The sequence below is a fragment of the Paracoccus onchidii genome, assembly GCF_028294535.1.
GTDB lineage: Bacteria > Pseudomonadota > Alphaproteobacteria > Rhodobacterales > Rhodobacteraceae > Paracoccus > Paracoccus onchidii.
Genome location: NZ_JAQBIE010000002.1, coordinates 119,286 through 136,495, shown reverse-complemented (window position 1 = coordinate 136,495; position 17,210 = coordinate 119,286). Strand labels below are relative to the sequence as shown.

Here is a 17,210-nt window from a genome sequence, read left to right as displayed (position 1 = left end):
CCTTTCCTAAGTTGCCGCAACGAGGTTTTGCAGTTTGTCCGGCGACGATCAATAACATCCGTCATCGCGGCCTTTCGTGGCGTCATTTGCCAGTAGATTGGCACGTTCGGCCATTTTCCTGATTGCATGATATCCGATAGGTTCAGCCGAAGGGCCAGCAGGAAAGGCAGCGAAATGCGACTGATCGTGAATGGCGGAACATATGAGGTCGATGTCGAGCCTGACATGCCTCTTCTGTGGATTTTGAGGGACGAGTTAAACATCACCGGCCCGAAATATGGCTGTGGCATTGCGCAATGCGGTGCCTGCACCGTCCATGTGGATGGCACGGCCGTGCGGTCCTGCCAGGTGGTGGCGGGCGATCTGGAGGGGGCAGAGGTAACGACCATCGAGGGGCTGGGCCAGCCCCGATCCCTGCACGCGGTGCAGCAGGCATGGATCGAACATCAGGTCGCGCAATGCGGATATTGCCAGGCGGGGCAGATCATGCAGGCGGCATCGCTGTTGAGTATGAACCCCGATCCCACGGATGGCGATATTGATGCAGCGATGTCCGGCAATCTGTGCCGTTGCGGCACCTATCCCCGTATTCGCGCCGCGATTCATGCCGCCGCCAAGAAACTGCAGGAGGTCTGATCCATGCCGAGTATCGGTAAAATCGCCCGACGTACCTTCCTGATCGGATCCGCTGCCGTGGTGGGGGGCGTTGCCTTTGGCGTCTATGCCGCGCGCCGACCCTTCGACAATCCCAATCTTGACGGCCTTCCTGACGGCTCGGCCAGTTTCAATCCGTGGGTGATCGTCGATAACCAGAAAATCACGTTGATCGCCAGCCATGCCGACAAGGGGCAGGGCATCTTTTCGGCACAGGCGGCATTGATCGCCGAAGAGCTGGACGTTGATCTCGATCAGGTCGACATTAGTTTCGGTGCCCCGGACAAGGCCTATTACAATCGCGCGGCCACGGACGCGATGGCAGGGTATCCGATGTATGACAACAGTCCGCTGGCGCAAGGCGTGCGCGGTTTTCTTGGCGGAGTCGGCAAGCTGGCACTGCCGATGATGATCACCGGCGGGTCGTCGGCCATTCCCGACAGTTATGACAAGCTGCGCCACGCCGGGGCCACCGCGCGCGAGACGCTGAAGCTGGCGGCTTCGCAACAAAGCGGTGTGCCGGTTGATCAGCTGCGGACGGCGCATGGTGCGGTGATCATGCCTGACGGGACCGAATTGGCCTATACCGCGCTGGCCGGCCTTGCTGCGAAGATCGAGCCGGTGACCGGGGTTTCGCTGCGCGATCCGAAAGACTGGACAATCATCGGCAAACCCCGGCAACGCGTCGACATGGTGGCCAAGTCGACCGGTACCCTGACATATGGCATCGATTTCCGCACCGAGGGCATGCTGCATGCCACCGTCAAGATGAACCCGCGACAGGGCGGCGCCATGCGCAGCTATGATGCCTCGGCCGCATCGGACATGCCCGGTGTCATTGAGATCCTTGAAATCACCGGCGGGGTCGCGGTGGTTGCAAACAACACTTGGCGCGCCATTCAGGCCGCGAACGCGATTGAATTCGACTGGGGCGATGCGCCTTATCCCGCAGAGCAGGACCAGCATTGGCAACATCTGGCGGGCATGTTCAACGACCAGCACCTGAATGCCGAGGCACGTGTCGAAGGCGATGTGGATGCAGCAGAGGGGCAAGAGGTGGCCGGCGAATATCGTTCACCTTACATCGCCCATGCGCCGCTTGAACCGCTGAATGCCACGATCCTTGTCACTGACGAGCGCGTGGATATCTGGACGGGCCATCAGGTCCAGATGATGGTTGAACAGAAGGTCGCGGACATTACTGGCCATGACGTTGACAACGTGCACCTGCACAACATGTTCATTGGCGGCAGTTTTGGTCATCGGCTGGAATTCGAATTCGTCAAGCAGGCCGCCGAGATCGCCAACCGGATGCGCGGCACGCCAATCCAGATGACCTATTCGCGCGAAGAGGATTTCGCCCATGATTTTCCCCGCCACATCACGATGGGGCGGGGTGTGGCCAAGCACAAGGACGGCAGGGTCACTTCTTTGGATGTGCAGATCGCCGGGCAATCGGTGATGCGCAGCCAGATGGGGCGGATGGGGTTAAGCCTTCCGGGGCCGGATGCTCAGTTGCATGAAGGCGCCTGGGATGCGCCGATGTTCAACCTGCCCAACCTGCGCGTGCGATCCTATCGCACCGAGGCGCTTGCACCGGTGTCGTCGTGGCGCGCCGTGGGTGCCGGGCCGAACGTCTTCATCTATGAAACCCTGCTGGACGAGGTCATCCACGCCGCCGGGGCGGATCCGTTGGAGGAACGTATCCGCCTGATGGGGCATGATGTTTCGGTCAAGGTGCTGGAAGCCGTGGGGGATATGTGCAGCTGGAATGGTGCGCAGCTGGGCGAAGGCAAGGGGCGCGGGGTGGCCTATGGCTTTGCTTTCGGGGTCGCCGTTGCGACGGTTGTCGAAGTCACCAATACCGATGCGGGCATCAGGCTGGATCACGTTTGGCTGGCTGCCGATGTGGGCAAGGTCATTGACCCGGTGAACCTGGAAAACCTTGCGCAGGGCGGTACGGTCTTTGGCCTTGGCCACGCGATCAATTGCGAAATCACCTATTCGGACGGCATGGCCGAACAAGACAACTACCATGCCCATGAAGGGATGCGCATGTGGCAATGCCCGCCGATCGAATTCCGCGCACTGGAAAATAATCCGCAGATTCGCGGTTTCGGCGAACCGCCCATTCCGCCATCCGCCCCGGCCCTCGGAAACGCGATCTTCGCCGCAACCGGGCAGCGCATTCGCGAAATGCCCTTCTATAACCATATCGATTTCGTCTGAAGGAATCATCTTGCGGTCAGGCGATCAAAGGCGACAAATGCCGATGTCGGGGCAATCCTGCCCGAAGATCCGGCTTTGTCGCCCTCAGGCATATGTGCGGCCGGATCAAAGCTTGCGCCCGATTTCCCGTCATGGTCATGCAGTGTCACGACAATCGACAGGGTGAAGTATCATGGATCCAACGCAACCTTCCACTCAGGACAGGGGTCGCTCGGAAATGCTGATCGAGGAATCGATCCTGCCAACCAGCCTCAATCAAAGACCGATCGGGATGCTGGGCTATGCCTGGATCTGGGTCGGTATCGCCGTCATCATCGCGACCTATTCGCTTGGTGCGGGTGGCGTCGAAGGGGGTATTCCCCTGATCAATGTCATTGCCATCATTGCGTTGGCGAACCTGGTGATCGGGGCGTTCATGTTATTGACCGCCGATATCGGCACCGAACATGGCCTGTCCTTTGCCGTGTATCTGCGCGCGCCCTTTGGTGTGCGGGGCACACATCTGCCGGCGTTGTCGCGCGGGGTGGTTGCCGCGATGTGGTTCGGTATCCAGACATATCTGGGCGCACTGGCATTGAACGGGATCGGACAGTATTTCCTGGGCTTTGACGGCTGGGCCCTTTGGTATGTCGTGTTCGCCGCGCTACAGGTCGCCAATACCGCCATGGGGATTAAATCCGTTGAACGTCTGGCCTCGCTGGCTGCGCCGGCGATTCTGGCCATATCGGTCTGGATGTATTTCACGCTTGAAGGTGTGGCGCAGACAGAAGGCATCAATATCTGGACCTGGCAGGGAACCGGCCAGATGAGTGTTGCGGTGCTGTTCGTTTCGAACATGGCTTTCTGGTCGACCCTTGCAATCGACATTCCGAACCTGACCCGCTTTTTGCAGGTCGAACCCGGCACCCGCCGGTTCACCCGCCGCAACCGCAAGGTGTTTCTGGCGCAATTGCTGGCTTTGCCCGTTACGCAGGGTCTGATCGCGGGGATCGGAGCGGTCAGCTTTATCGCGACCGGCAACTGGAACCCGGTCGAGGTTATTCAGGGCCAGGGTCAGGGTGTGTCGCTGGTCTTGCTGTTGGCGTTGGTTGTATTGGCGCAGTGGTCAACCAACAACTCGGCCAATCTGATCCCCTCTGCGCTGACATTCATCAATTTCGCGCCGCGTGTGATCAACTACAAGATGGCGGTGGTCATTGCCGGGATCGTCGGAACCTTGTGCATGCCATGGAAATTGCTGGATAACCTGTTTGTTTTTCTGGGGTATTACGGCGCGTTCCTGTCAGCGATCGGAGGAATCATGATTGCGGATTACTATGTGTTGCGCCGCCGCCGCCTGAATGTTCCCGCGTTATATCAGATGGACGGTCAGTTCAGCTATGCGGGTGGCTTCAATCCCGCCGGACTGATCGCGTGGTGTGTCGCGGGCGGCATCGCGGCGTGGTATTCGCAATACGCGATCCTGATCGGCTTTCCTCTGGGGCTGGTGCTTTATGTGCTGTTGATGAAGTTTTGGATATTGCCGGCCTATCCCCAGGCGGAGCTGCAGGCGGAACAGGATGACGCCTATCTGGCGACCTCGGTCGGGCTGAGTTGGTCCTATCGCAAGGGCACCGGGTTTGCGCGCGTCGACCTTGGGCATCTGAACCAGGTCGACAAGCAACGCGAAGACATCTGAACGATCACAGCCCATGCCAGATCACCGGCATGGGCTGTCTGTATTTTGTGCGGCCCATGCAAAATCTGGCCCGCTCAAAATCCGTCCCGTGTATATTTTGGGCGCGTATATCAGGCGAAGAATGTGTTTTTCTTCAAGATGGTAGCGACGAATTCAGATTCGCATCGAAACCTGATCGGAAAATTTGAAATGCAGTTTCTGGTCACTGGCGGCTTGCATGGCAGCCACGAATGATTTATCGAAAGTAATGTCATAACATAACATATCGAGCGATCATGTCAGTTTCTTCCCATTCCGATGATACACGCCTGCCGGTGACCGTCTTGTCTGGCTTTCTGGGTGCCGGAAAAACGACATTGCTGAACCATGTCCTGAACAACCGGTCCGGACGTCGGGTGGCGGTGATCGTGAATGACATGTCCGAGGTCAATATCGATGCCGATCTGGTCCGTGACGGCACCGAACTGTCGCGATCCCAGGAAACGCTGGTCGAAATGACGAATGGCTGTATTTGCTGCACGCTGCGGGACGATCTGTTGACCGAGGTCGGAAGATTGGCGGCCGAAAAGCGCTTTGACTATCTTCTGGTGGAATCCACAGGCATCGCCGAACCGTTGCCGGTCGCAGCTACATTTGATTTCCGCGATGCCGAAGGGCGCAGCCTTTCCGATGTGGCCCGTCTGGACACGATGGTCACGGTCGTTGATGCGGTCAATCTGACGCGCGACTTTTCCAGTCATGACTTTATCGCCGATCGTGGCGAGAGTTTGGGCGACGAGGATACCCGCACCCTTGTCGATCTGTTGACGGATCAAATGGAGTTTGCCGATGTCATCGTATTGAACAAGGTAAGCGAGGCGGGACCGGCGCGTCTTGATACCGCGAAAAAGATCGTGCGCGCGCTGAACCCCGAGGCCAGGATCATCGAAACCGATTTCAGCCAGGTGGATTCCGATCAGATCTTTGATACCGGGCTGTTCGATTTCGATCGGGCGCATATGCACCCGATGTGGGCCAAAGAGCTTTATGGTTTTGAAGAGCATATTCCTGAAACCGAAGAATATGGCATTTCGTCCTTCGTCTATCGCGCAAGGCGGCCCTTTGATCCCGAAAAGATCCATCAGGTTCTGAACGGAGATTTGCCCGGCGTGATCCGCGCCAAGGGGCATTTGTGGATCGCCACACGCCCGAACTGGGCGGTCGAGTTCAGCCTGGCCGGGGCAATGTCGACCGTGAAGCCCCTGGGCGGATGGTGGGCATCTGTGCCGCAAGAGCGTTGGCCTGATCATCCCGAGGCATTGGCCGAACTGCGCCGGAACTGGCAGGATCCTTGGGGGGACCGTCGCCAGGAACTGGTCTTCATTGGCGCCGGCATGAATGCCGCGGCCATTACATCGGCACTGGATGCGGCGCTGATCGGATCTGATGAGTTTACGCCACAAATGTGGCAGGGCCTTTCCGACCCGTTCCCCAAATGGGGACAGCGCAACGTTGCCTGAGGCTGGAACGATGACAGATCGGCACGCCATGACGGCAGAACCGGAAACCATAACGAGTGGGAACTGCCAAGAGGCATTGCAACATATCGGGGATGCCGATTGCGACGTGGCCATCTGGCGGCGTCGGCCGGGGCCTGGGTTCCTGCCTTGGCTTGCCGGCTTGCCTGCGGTCAATCTGCCGGATTTGCGCGCGGTTGTCGGGGTCGGAGACGTCCATGACTGTGTTCTGGCAGAACTGGAACGTGTCGGAATCGCCGATGCTTCCGGCGCCTGCACCTTTGCGCGGGACATCGCTGACCTCGCCGGCCTATGCGCAGACCTGACCCGCAGTCGCTTGTTGCGTCTGCGTTTGCAGCCCGTGACAACAGATTCCTGTCGCAGGTTTCACATAGATCGTGTCTATGCGCGGATGTTGTGCACCTATCGCGGTGACGGCACGCAATTCGGATATCACCCCGAGGGCGGGGCAGCGCATCAGATGGGTGTCGCAGATGTTGCCTTGCTGCGGGGCGCGTTATGGCCTGCACCCGAACAGCCGCGAACCTTGCACCGCTCGCCTCCGATCGGGGACAGCGGGCAGGTCAGGTTATTGCTGGTCCTTGACCCCGAATTTGCCGACGATCATCCAGACGAGCACAGGGGAACGCTGCGTTGAGCAAGGGAAATCTTGTCACGTCGCTGCGGTGCAGAAGTCGCGCCCGCCCGATGGATCGTTATGACCGGTTGCCCCCCGAACTGCGGCGCTGGGTCGCAAATGCCGCGCTTCCCTGGAGTGCGGCTTCGGTCTTGCGGATCTGGTCGCGGCTTCATCTTGAAACCGGCGGAAATGTCGAGCTTGTCTTGCATCGTCTCGATCAGGCCGAGCGGCGCATGTTGACCCGCGATTGTCGACAGGTCTGGGGCGAAACCTATGACGGTGTTGGCGGTTAGGTCAGGTTATGTGTGCGCATTGATGCGCGCAAAGTGTTCTTTGCGGTTGCCAGATGTGCACGCGCAGCGGCCAGCGCAGCCTGTTCATCACGCCTTTGCAGCGCGTCGATCAGTGCAAGATGTTCGTCGATTGCGGCTGCGTTTCGTTGCTGTTCGGTCTGTTTTTCCCATTGGTAATGATAATGGAAGATCAACGAGATCACGCGTTGAAATTCCTTGATGAACCGGTTGTTTACCGAGCTGCCGATGGCTTCGTGAAACTGTTCGTCCAGGCGCGAGAAATCATGATAGCGGGTCTCGATGGAGCGGGCGAGGTTCAGGTGTTCCCGGCGCAGGTCCTCGAGCCGCGTCCAGATGGGGTGATCCGGGGGGCAGACGATCAGATGTGAGATCGCGTTGAGTTCAAGAAGTGTTCGGAAATCCGACAACTCAACGGCAAACTCTTCGGTGAAGCCAAGCAATTCCCAACCGCCACGGTCGCGTCGCCGAACAAGCCCAAAGCGGCTGAGAGACGCCAGGAATTCCTGCAAGGAATGCGATGGCACCTGAAATTCCCGCGCAAGTTGGGCGACGTTCAGCGGTGTTCCGGCGGGGACGTCGAAATGAAGCACCCAGTTGAAAAATTGCTCTTCCAGAATTTCCTGGCTTGGCGGTGTCGCGCCGATTTCCAGCCGTTCCCGTGGGGCCGGCAGGCGCGTCACAGTCTTGCTGCGTCCCTGCCAGGAAATGACCCCGTCTTCGTCCATGCGCGCCAGCGCTGCGCGAATGACCGTTCGGCTGACGTCCAGTTCTTTGGCCAGCGACGATTCCGATTCCAGTCTGGCGCCGACGCCCAGCCTGTGGCAGCGTTCCAGAAGGCTGTTATACGCGTGTTTGAAGCGTTCGTCCGTGCGTGCCATCGGACATTCCTTTCCTTGTATTGTAGAAAATTATAAAAAACCGTTGACCGGTAGCAACCCATGCCATTAAAAGTTTTTAATAATTTAGAACTGCCGTGAGGGAGGTTTCATGGCTGAACTGGTTCAGCGTCTCAGACGGGCAGGGTCTTCGGCCCGGTTGTCCAAAGAGGCGTTCCACAAGTTGTCGGCCGTGTTAACGATGCTGATCCTGATCGTGGTGTTCTCGATCGGGAATGGCGCGTTCCTTTCGGTGAACAACGGTCTGACCATATTGTTGCAGACTGCCGTGATCGGCCTGCTGGGCATCGGCATGACGATGGTTATCATCACGGGCGGGATCGATCTGTCCGTGGGGTCGGTTCTGGCCTTGTCCGGTACCGTGACCGGGATGCTGGTGAAGGCGGGTGTGCCCGTGGTGCCCGCCATGCTGGGCGGGGTGGCGACCGGCGCGATATGCGGCGCGATCAATGGTCTGATCGTGACCAAAATGCGGATCACACCTTTTGTCGCGACGCTTGGCATGATGTTGATCGCGCGCGGAACAGCGCTGCAACTGACCGGGGCCGCACCGATATCGCAATTGGGCGAGGCATTTGGCGTGCTGGGCAATGGGTCATTGTTCCGGGTGGTCGAAATGCAGGCCAACGGCTTTCCTCGCGTTGTTTTCCCCGGCATTCCCTATCCCGTGATCTTGTTGGCGATCGTGGCGGTGCTGGCGTCATTCCTGCTTCGGCGGCGACCCTTGGGGCGGCATATCTATGCCACAGGGTCCAGCGAAGAGGCGGCCCGGCTGTCGGGCGTGAATACCGATCGCACCAAGATTCTGGCTTATGTGATGTCAGGCGGTCTGGCCGGGTTGGCGGGGGTCGTGCTGATGTCGCGGCTGATCACTGCTCAGCCCAACGAAGGTGTCATGTATGAACTGGATGCCATCGCGGCCGCTGTCATCGGTGGGGCATCGCTGATGGGCGGGGTCGGCAACATCTCGGGGACGATGATCGGTGCGTTCATTATCGGGATCTTGCGAAACGGGCTGAACATGTCGGGCGTGTCGTCCTTTGTTCAGCAGATCATCATCGGCGTCGTCGTCATCCTTGCGGTCTATGTCGACCAGTTGCGCAGCCGTCGCTGACAGCATGTTTCAGTAATTCAAAGGGAGGAGAAAGAAGAAGATGAGCAAATCCAGATTGATGGCAACAGCCGCCCTGTGCGCCTTGCTGCCTGCAGCCTCGATGGCCGGCGAAATCGCCGTCATCGTCAAGACGACGAACTCGAATTTCTGGCAGAACGTAAACAAGGGGGCCTCTGCCGCAGTCGAAGGGCAATCGGAACACACGATGACCTTCAATGGACCGGCATCGGAAAGTGCCGTTGCCGATCAGGTCAATCTGGTCGAGAACGCTATCAATCGGGGCGTTGCAGGCATCGTGCTGGCCCCGTCAGATCCCGAGGCCCTGACCCCGGTTGTCAAGCGCGCCTTTGAAAGCGGGATTCCGGTCGCGATCATCGATTCCGGTCTGGGTGACGCGGCGAAGGGCACCTATCAGACCTTCCTGTCCACCGATAATTGTGCTGCGGGCGAAGCCGTGGCCAAGTCGATGATCGATGCCGTCGGCACCGAGGGCAAGGTTGCCGTCATGTCATATGTGGCGGGCGTGGGTTCGGAAATCGGGCGCGTTGGCTGTTTTGTCGACTATCTTGGCGGCAATAGTCAGATCGAGATTGTTGGTCCGCTATATTCTCAATCGCAAATGGCCACCGCGTTGAACCAGACGACGGATGTTCTGGCTGCGAATTCAGATCTGGTCGGTATTTTTGGTGCCAACGAGCCAACCGCGGTCGGAATGGGCCGGGCGATCGTGCAGGCCGGCAAGGTCGGCAAGCTTGCGGCATTCGGGTTTGACGGAAATGGTGACCTGCAAGATTTCGTCAAGGACGGCACATTGAACGCGACTGCGGTGCAAGGGTCGTTCCAGATGGGCGAAATGGGGGTCAAGGCCGTGATGGATGTCATCGCCGGCAACGCGGTCGAGGATTTCATCGACACCGGTGTGGTCCTGGTGACCAAGGACAATATTGACACGCCCGAAGCACAGCACGTGCTTTACTGATCGTATTGGGCTGTCCCGGCGCGCCCCTGCATGGCGCGCCGGGTTCACACGACCGAATGAAAGCTGCATTCCATGAACCAGACCGCGAAAGATCAGGCGCCTTTGGTGGAACTGATCGGCATCGAAAAACGCTTCGGGGGCCTGCATGCCGTGAATGGTGTCTCGGTTGACTTGATGCCGGGCGAAGTTGTCGGTGTGCTTGGACATAACGGGGCGGGGAAGTCTTGCCTGATGCGGATGTTGTCAGGGGCGATGCTTCCCAATGCCGGGACAATTCGTGTCAATGGCCGGCCGGTGCAGATCGCTTCGCCTCAGGACGCACGAGACCATGGCATCGAGACGATCTATCAAACACTTGCCCTGGCCGATCATCTGGACGCACCTGCCAACCTGTTCCTAGGGCGTGAATTGAAAGACCGGTTCGGAAATCTGGACGACAAGCGCATGATGTCGGAAGCCCGCGAGGTGCTGCGCCGTCTGAATCCGAATTTCACCAATCTGGCAGATCCGGTTGCCAGCCTGTCGGGCGGGCAACGGCAGGTCATCGCGATTGCCCGGGCGATATATTTCGATGTGCGCATCCTGATCATGGACGAACCGACCGCGGCATTGGGGCCGTCTGAAACCGCGATGGTCGCTGACCTGATCAAGACATTGCGGGCCGAGGGCATCGGCATCTTTCTGGTCAGCCATGACATGCATGACGTGTTCGATCTGTGTGACCGCGTGATGGTGATGAACAAGGGCCGCAATGTCGGAACCCATCCGATTCATGATGTCAACAAGGATGATGTGCTCGGCTTGATTATCAAAGGTGCGCTGCCCGATGACTGGACCCCGCGGCACCTTGAGGTCGCAGGATGAAGGATGCCGGCATGAATGATGAACTGATGCGCTGCGGCACCTGCGTTGAACCCGGACGCTTTGAGCTGACGCAACGACCGCGCCCTGAAACCGCGGCGCCGGGGCAAGTGCTTGTTGATATTCAGGCTGTTGGTCTGTGCGGCACCGACTATCATATTTTGCAAGGCAAGCATCCGTATCTGGAATATCCCCGTGTCATCGGTCATGAACTGAGCGGGCGTGTGGCCGAGGGGTCGGATCGTTTCGCAAAGGGCGAGCTCGTCGTGGTCAATCCTTACTTGTCCTGTGGGGAATGCCGTGCCTGCCAGCGCGGGAAATCGAATTGTTGCGAACATATCTCGGTTCTGGGCGTTCATGGCGATGGCGGCATGTGCGCGCGCACCGCGGTTCCTGAAGGCAATCTTTATTCTGCGGACGGCTTGACGCCTATTCAGGCGGCGATGGTCGAATTCCTGGCCATAGGTGCGCATGCCGTATCGCGCAGCGGCGCGCAAACCGGCGACAGGGTTCTGATCACCGGGGCAGGGCCAATCGGGATCGGCACGGCGCTGTTCGCGCGTCTGGCCGGGGCCGAGGTGCATATGATGGATGTCAGTGCGCAGCGGCTGGACATGGTACGGCAACGCTTTGGGTTTGAGCGGGTTCATCGCAGCGGCAGCCCGCTTATGGAGGGCAATCTGGGCAGCGGTTTTGACGCTGTTTTCGATGCAACGGGAAATGTCGCCGCAATCGAGGCAGGATTTCAGTATCTTGCGCATGGCAGCAGCTACGTTCTGGTCAGTGTCGTCAAGAACGACATTCGGTTCTCCGATCCCGAATTTCACAAACGTGAAGCGCGTATCATTGGCAGCCGCAATGCGCTGGATGCGGATTTCCGGCAAGTGATGGCGGCGATCAGGACGGGCCAAATCGACTGTGATGCGCTTTGTTCCGAGGTGATCGCTCTGGCCGATCTTCCGGCCCGGTTTGCCAGCCTGGCCCAGAACCGTGACGCCTTGATCAAGGTGATCGTCACCGATCTGATATGATCGATCATGCGCCCGCATTGTGACCGAACCCCGATGCTTGATGGGGTGGCTGCCCTGTCGGCCAACGCTTTTGAGAGCGATGTTTCGTTTGGTCACAAGGTTACCGCCCGCGTGATCCCGCCGGGGAAATTGGTGCGATAATACGGGCAGGTCATTTGCGTTTCGCGGGTATCGGACGCGCAACCGCGTCGGCATGCTGACTTCGGTCAATGTTCGGGCGTAGTCACGCGAAAGTCTGCGCAAACCGGTCACAACACCAGATCTATCAGGCGCTGCCTGGTGGACGCAGGGGAAACCCAGCAAGCGCGCGGCTCAGGGCTTGGACGGGGTGTCGTTCGTTCCCTGGTCATTGTCTGGATCCATCCGATCGCGGATATGGGTGACAATCACCGAGCTGGATTCCAGCGTCTTGTGCACGGGGCAAAGATCGGCGATGCGCAGAATATCGGCCTCCAGATCGGCAGTCACACGGCCTTCGACCGTGATATGACGTTCGAAACGGTCGATCTTCGCGGTCTTGCCAAGGGTCAGGCCCTTGCGTTCGGCCCACATCCGCAGCGTCATGGAGGTGCATGCACCAAGGCCGATCGCGACGAAATCATACGGGCTGGGTCCGGTTTCATCGCCGCCATAGCTTTTGGGTTCATCCGCCAGCAGGTGATGGCCCCCTGCGGATATGCTTTGCTGAAATTTGCCGGAACGCGTTTCCGTCACCAGGACTGCACCTTCCTCACCCGTTGCCTGCATGTGCGGTCTTGGCCGAAGATAGCGCGAGGCCCAGCCGGCAATGACATTGGCGACGAATTCGGCATCCTCGGGGCGGGTCAGCAGGTGATCGGCACCATCCAGTGAAACGAAGCTTTTGGGGTGTTTAGCCGCTTCAAATATCTGCGCCGCGTTTTCGATGCCAACGGTGGCATCGCGGGGGGCGTGCATGATCAGAAGGGGTGTGTGCAGCTTTCCGATATGATCCGACATGCGGGCGTTGCAGGCATCGTCGATGAACTGGCGCTCGATGGTGAATTTGCGTCCCTGCAAGCTGACTTCGGCTTGACCATCAGCACGGATCCGTTCGAGGTCACTTCTGAAATTGTGCAGTACATGCGCGACATCGGCAGGTGCGCCGATGGTTGCTACGGCCTCGACGCCGGGAATGTCAGCGGCTGCGGCCAGCACCGCCGCGCCCCCGAGGGAATGTCCGATCAGCAGGCAAGGGGGCGCGAAGTGATCTGCCAGGTATTTAGCCGCCCGCTTCAGATCTTCGATATTGGATGAGAAATTGGTCGAGCTGAACTCGCCCTCTGATGCGCCCAGCCCGGTAAAATCAAAGCGCATCAATGCAATGCCATGTCGGGCCAGCCCCGCAGCAATGCGACGCACAGCCATCAGGTCCTTGGAGCAGGTGAAGCAATGCGCCAGCAATGCATAGCCCGATATGGTCCCTTCGGGCAGGTCAAGGCGCGTGGCCAGTTGACCGCCATCATGACCGGGGAATTCCAGTTTCAGCGACTTCATCCCGTGCTCCTTTCGCTGTGGCGCGTCCGGCAATGTGCCGAGGCGGTCAGCAATCGACGCTATTCTGGCATCAGCGTGGCGGGCAATTCAACAAACTGTCAGGCGGCATTTGTCGCAAGGCTGGCAATGGCCTGTTGCAGATCGTTCATGTCGTCGATCAGGCTATCAGGGTCATGCCCGGCCAGAACCGCAGCAAGGTCTGCGGGCTTTGCATGGCTGGCGCCGGCGAAACCGATCGTGCGCATGCCGGCCGCCTTGGCGGCAATCAGGCCGGCAGGACTGTCTTCCACCACGATGGCGTGATGTGGCTGGAAACCCATTTTTTCGGCGGCGTAAAGGAACACGTCCGGATGTGGTTTGCCACGAGCCACCTGATCGGTGCTGAAGATATTTTCTCCGAAGAAGGCATCAAGGCCTGTCAGGCGCAACGAGCGGTGGATGCGATCGGGGTTGCTTGACGATGCCACGGCCTTTGGTGCGTCGAGCCGCTTCAGCGCCTTGGTCACGTTATGCACGGGGTGCAGGTCGCGCTCAAAGCGGGACAGGATGTCGCGCTGAAAATCCTCCAGATCTATTGGTGGAATGGTGACGCCGAAATCGCGCTTGATATGCATTGCGGCGTCGCGAACCGGTTTGCCCAGAAAGCTGCGATAGGCGTCTTCGACCGAGATCGCGAACCGCGCCGCTGCGCAATATTCGACCATAAGCCCGATCGAGATCGGTTCACTGTCGACCAGCACGCCGTCACAGTCGAAGATTATCAGGGGGGCGGTCATGGCTGATCCTCGCTTCGTGTGAGCCGGGCGGCGGTTTGCAGCGCTTCGAACGCCTTGTAACGCTGGGTGTGCCGCGCGGCAGAAGGACCGCTTGCCGGGGTGTAGACCTTGCCCAACCGTGACATCGCCTGCATCGCATCGGGCACATTTTCATATGCGCCTGCAGCCACGGCCCCGAGCATTGCCGAGCCGAGCAGGACCGGTTCGTCACAAGATGTATCGGCAAGTGGCAGCCCGCATGAATCGGCCAGCAGTTGTTTGATAACCGGATGAGAGCCGGCCCCGCCGCTAATCACGACCAGTTCGGGCGCTACTCCGTTTTCGCGTTGAACCTCCAGGATTTGCCGCAGGCCGTATCCCAGACCCGAGATCCCGGCAATATAGAGCGCGATCAGCCCGTTCATGCTGTCATCCAGATCCAGCCCCGCGATCACGGCGCGCGCATCGGGATCGGCAAAGGGGGCGCGGTTTCCAAGGAATTCGGGCACGACGACCATCTGCCGTGCCAGTGAAATGATCTGGTCGGCAGGCAGGTCAAGCGCGTCGATTTCATTCAACAGGAATGACAAAACATGCAGGCCCGCAGCCTTGGCGCGTTCGCAGGCATCGGGATAAGCGGGGTGGCATCTGACAAGATGCGCAATGGCCTCGCCTGCTGCGGATTGCCCGCCCTCGTTCAGCCACAGGCCGGGGATCATCGCGGCATAATAGGGTCCCCAGACGCCCGGCACGAACTGACCTTCGCGCGACGATGACATCGTGCAGGCCGAGGTGCCGAAGACATAGCCGATCCGTGCGGTTGCATCGCCGTAATCGCCCTGCGCGCCGACGGTGCCGATCCCTGCCGCATGGGCATCGATGATGCTGACGGCTACCGGGGTCTGCGATTGCAGGCCCAGATCACGTGCGGCCTCGGCGGAAAGGCCCTGACCCAGCGCTGTTCCGACATCAAGGATGCGATTGCCGATGCGAGAGAACCCTTCCCGGGCAAGTTCGTCCAGGCCGACATTCTTGAAGAAATCCGCATCCCAACGATCTTCATGCCCGAGATAGGTCCATTTGCAAGTCACGCTGCACCGTGATCGCGCCAGATCGCCAGTGGCGCGCCATGTCAGGTAATCGGGCAGGTCGAAAAACGCACCGGCGGCATGATAGGTGTCGGGCATGTGGGTCTTTAACCAAAGCAATTTCGGCGTCTGCATCTCGGGTGAGATCGTGCCGCCGACATAGTTCAGCACCGTGTGGCCGCCGGCATTGATCTGCTGGGCCTGTTCGGTTGCTCGGTGATCCATCCAGACAATGATATTGCGGTTGTTGTCGCCCGTCTTGCTTATCGACAGGGGCTGCATGTCGCGATCCAGAACCACGAGGGAACAGGTCGCGTCAAAACCGATGCCGCCGATATCTGCAGGCGCGACGCCGCTTTGCGCGACGGCCTCGCGAACGCTTTCACAAACCGCTTGCCAGATATTCTCGCTGGATTGCTCGGCGATGTTTCCATCCTCGCGATACAATGCGATGTCACGCTTGGCATGTGCGATCAGTTCTCCGTCGGGGCGAAAAACGCCGGCCCGGGCGCTGCCTGTCCCGACATCTACCCCCAGGAAATGCGCGGCCTGTCCCTGTTGCGTCATGTTGATGCCTTTCCTCTGACCTGCCCGAGGTTACAGATCGACGCTGTTGGGCAACAGCACCAGATCGCGGATCGTTACATTGCGTGGACGTGTCAACATGAACAGCACGCATTCCGCAACCTCTGACGGTTGCATCAGGCTGCCATTCGCCAGGGCTTCTTCCATCTTGGCCTTGGGCCAGTCATCCAGCAATGCGGTGACGACCGGGCCGGGCAGGATTGCCCCGACGCGAATGCCATGTTCGGCCATCTGCCGACGAACGGTATGGGTAAATGCCTGGACGGCGTGCTTCGATGCTGTGTAAATCGGTTCCCACAATACCGGAATGACACCCGCGACCGAACTGGTCATGATGATGTCGCCGCTTTTTCGAGCCACCATATGCGGCAGGACCGCCCGCACGGATCGAAACGCCGAGTTGATATTCAGGTTCAGCATGCGGTCCCATTCGTCAGGGTCGCCTTCAAGCACGTTCCCGCCGACATAGGCGCCTGCATTTGCATGAAAAATATCCAGTCCACCAGCCTGTTGCAGGATCTGGGGAACCATCGTGTCGACGCTGGCCGGGTCCGTCAGGTCGGTGACGACCGGAAAGGCGCTCGGTCCCAGTTCTTCGCAGATCTGATGCAACCGGTCGGCTGCGTGATCCACCAGTGCGACCTTGGCGCCGGCATTCAGAAATGTCTTGGCGCATTCCAGACCAATCCCGGATGCGGCCCCCGTGACGGCGGCGACCTTGCCCTGCAGTTCGTTGCTCATCCTGTCCTCCGTTCAGATGTGCCGCATATCCGCAAGCGGCCTCCAATGTTCCTCGATTTGCGGTTGCAATCGGAGATACATTAGATGGAACGGCTATACAAATGTAAAAGAGGCCGAACGGCAAGTGAACGTCATTTTTGGGATTTGCGTGCGCGGATCATCGTGTGATGGCTGACAATTTCGTAACCCATGCGGCGCGCCAGTTCTTCGCGCAGGTGGTTGATTTCCTCGTTGGCCAGTTCGATCACTTCACCTGTATCGATATCGACCAGGTGGTCGTGATCGGCGGTCGGCGTGATTTCATAACGGGCGGATTCGTTTTCAAAGCTGAGGCGGCGGATCAACCCAGCCTCTTCCAAAGCTGAAAGCGTGCGATAAACCGTTGCCAGCGACACCGAGTCGTCGATGGCGCGGGTGCGGACAAACAATTCGTCCGCGTTCGGATGATCGGCGGAATTCATCAGCACCGACAAGAGGGTCATGCGCTGCTGGGTGGCGCGCAGCCCCGCATCGCGCAGCGCCTGTGTCAGGTCGTTGATCTCAGCGCTCATTGGGTATCCTTGTGTCGTCTTTCTTTCAGATAGCGCGAATGAACGGGCGCGACAACAAAATGCGAATGCGTATCATTTAGCTT

Annotated in this window: 17 protein-coding genes; 10 read left to right on the top strand and 7 right to left on the bottom strand. The window is 59.0% G+C overall.

The genetic code is table 11. The annotated features are described in order from the left end of the window. Window positions 1-174: 174 nt before the first annotated feature. Complete coding sequence (locus PAF17_RS02135; protein ID WP_271887437.1) at window positions 175-636, top strand: (2Fe-2S)-binding protein; 462 nt, start codon at window positions 175-177, stop codon at window positions 634-636. 3 nt (window positions 637-639) lie between these two features. Continuing rightward, the gene (locus PAF17_RS02130) at window positions 640-2,883 is read left to right on the top strand and encodes a xanthine dehydrogenase family protein molybdopterin-binding subunit (protein ID WP_271887436.1); all 2,244 of its coding nucleotides are present in this window, start codon (window positions 640-642) and stop codon (window positions 2,881-2,883) included. 5 nt (window positions 2,884-2,888) lie between these two features. On the opposite strand, the gene PAF17_RS02125 is transcribed toward PAF17_RS02130, so the two are convergent. Next, window positions 2,889-3,032, bottom strand: coding sequence for a hypothetical protein (locus tag PAF17_RS02125; protein WP_271887435.1), 144 nt, complete (start codon window positions 3,030-3,032; stop codon window positions 2,889-2,891). A gap of 23 nt (window positions 3,033-3,055) precedes the next feature. Between PAF17_RS02125 and PAF17_RS02120 the strand changes: the two genes are divergently transcribed. The 4 genes from PAF17_RS02120 (at window position 3,056) to PAF17_RS02105 (ending at window position 6,990) form a co-directional block, all read left to right on the top strand. Further along, complete coding sequence (locus PAF17_RS02120; protein WP_271887434.1) at window positions 3,056-4,561, top strand: NCS1 family transporter; 1,506 nt, start codon at window positions 3,056-3,058, stop codon at window positions 4,559-4,561. Between the two features lie 275 nt (window positions 4,562-4,836). Continuing rightward, the gene (locus tag PAF17_RS02115; RefSeq protein WP_271887433.1) at window positions 4,837-6,060 is read left to right on the top strand and encodes a GTP-binding protein; all 1,224 of its coding nucleotides are present in this window, start codon (window positions 4,837-4,839) and stop codon (window positions 6,058-6,060) included. Between the two features lie 10 nt (window positions 6,061-6,070). Next, entirely contained in the window at window positions 6,071-6,715 is a 645-nt protein-coding gene (locus PAF17_RS02110) for a DUF1826 domain-containing protein (RefSeq protein ID WP_271887432.1), read from the top strand. Next, window positions 6,712-6,990, top strand: coding sequence for a DUF6525 family protein (locus PAF17_RS02105; protein ID WP_271887431.1), 279 nt, complete (start codon window positions 6,712-6,714; stop codon window positions 6,988-6,990). The genes PAF17_RS02110 and PAF17_RS02105 overlap by 4 nt, the downstream gene beginning before the upstream one ends. Here the strand turns inward: PAF17_RS02105 and PAF17_RS02100 are convergent. Further along, complete coding sequence (locus PAF17_RS02100; protein WP_271887430.1) at window positions 6,987-7,889, bottom strand: GntR family transcriptional regulator; 903 nt, start codon at window positions 7,887-7,889, stop codon at window positions 6,987-6,989. The two genes, PAF17_RS02105 and PAF17_RS02100, sit on opposite strands and share 4 nt — an antisense overlap. Window positions 7,890-7,998: 109 nt before the next feature. On the opposite strand from PAF17_RS02100, the gene PAF17_RS02095 reads away from it, so the two are divergent. From PAF17_RS02095 to PAF17_RS02080, 4 genes are all read left to right on the top strand, one after another. Continuing rightward, window positions 7,999-9,021, top strand: a complete 1,023-nt coding sequence (locus tag PAF17_RS02095; protein WP_271887429.1) for an ABC transporter permease — start codon at window positions 7,999-8,001, stop codon at window positions 9,019-9,021. Window positions 9,022-9,061: 40 nt separating this feature from the next. Then, entirely contained in the window at window positions 9,062-10,000 is a 939-nt protein-coding gene (locus PAF17_RS02090; RefSeq protein ID WP_271887428.1) for an ABC transporter substrate-binding protein, read from the top strand. A 72-nt stretch (window positions 10,001-10,072) separates the two neighbouring features. Further along, window positions 10,073-10,864, top strand: a complete 792-nt coding sequence (locus tag PAF17_RS02085; protein ID WP_271887427.1) for an ATP-binding cassette domain-containing protein — start codon at window positions 10,073-10,075, stop codon at window positions 10,862-10,864. Between the two features lie 11 nt (window positions 10,865-10,875). Continuing rightward, on the top strand, window positions 10,876-11,892 hold the full coding sequence (locus tag PAF17_RS02080) for a zinc-binding alcohol dehydrogenase family protein (RefSeq protein WP_271887426.1): 1,017 nt from the start codon (window positions 10,876-10,878) through the stop codon (window positions 11,890-11,892). A gap of 312 nt (window positions 11,893-12,204) precedes the next feature. On the opposite strand, the gene PAF17_RS02075 is transcribed toward PAF17_RS02080, so the two are convergent. From PAF17_RS02075 to PAF17_RS02055, 5 genes are all read right to left on the bottom strand, one after another. After that, a complete protein-coding gene (locus tag PAF17_RS02075; RefSeq protein WP_271887425.1) occupies window positions 12,205-13,407 on the bottom strand; it encodes a bifunctional alpha/beta hydrolase/OsmC family protein in 1,203 nt (400 codons plus the stop codon). Between the two features lie 98 nt (window positions 13,408-13,505). After that, window positions 13,506-14,183 carry an HAD family hydrolase gene (locus PAF17_RS02070; RefSeq protein WP_271887424.1) on the bottom strand — a complete coding sequence of 226 codons (678 nt, stop codon included), beginning with the start codon at window positions 14,181-14,183 and terminating at the stop codon, window positions 13,506-13,508. Next, window positions 14,180-15,817: an FGGY-family carbohydrate kinase gene (locus tag PAF17_RS02065; RefSeq protein ID WP_271887423.1), complete on the bottom strand. Its 1,638-nt coding sequence runs from the start codon at window positions 15,815-15,817 to the stop codon at window positions 14,180-14,182. Before PAF17_RS02065 ends, PAF17_RS02070 begins: the two co-directional genes overlap by 4 nt. 30 nt (window positions 15,818-15,847) lie before the next feature. Beyond that, complete coding sequence (locus PAF17_RS02060) at window positions 15,848-16,576, bottom strand: SDR family oxidoreductase (protein ID WP_271887422.1); 729 nt, start codon at window positions 16,574-16,576, stop codon at window positions 15,848-15,850. A gap of 131 nt (window positions 16,577-16,707) precedes the next feature. Further along, entirely contained in the window at window positions 16,708-17,127 is a 420-nt protein-coding gene (locus PAF17_RS02055) for a Fur family transcriptional regulator (protein ID WP_271887421.1), read from the bottom strand. Between the last annotated feature and the right edge of the window lie 83 nt (window positions 17,128-17,210).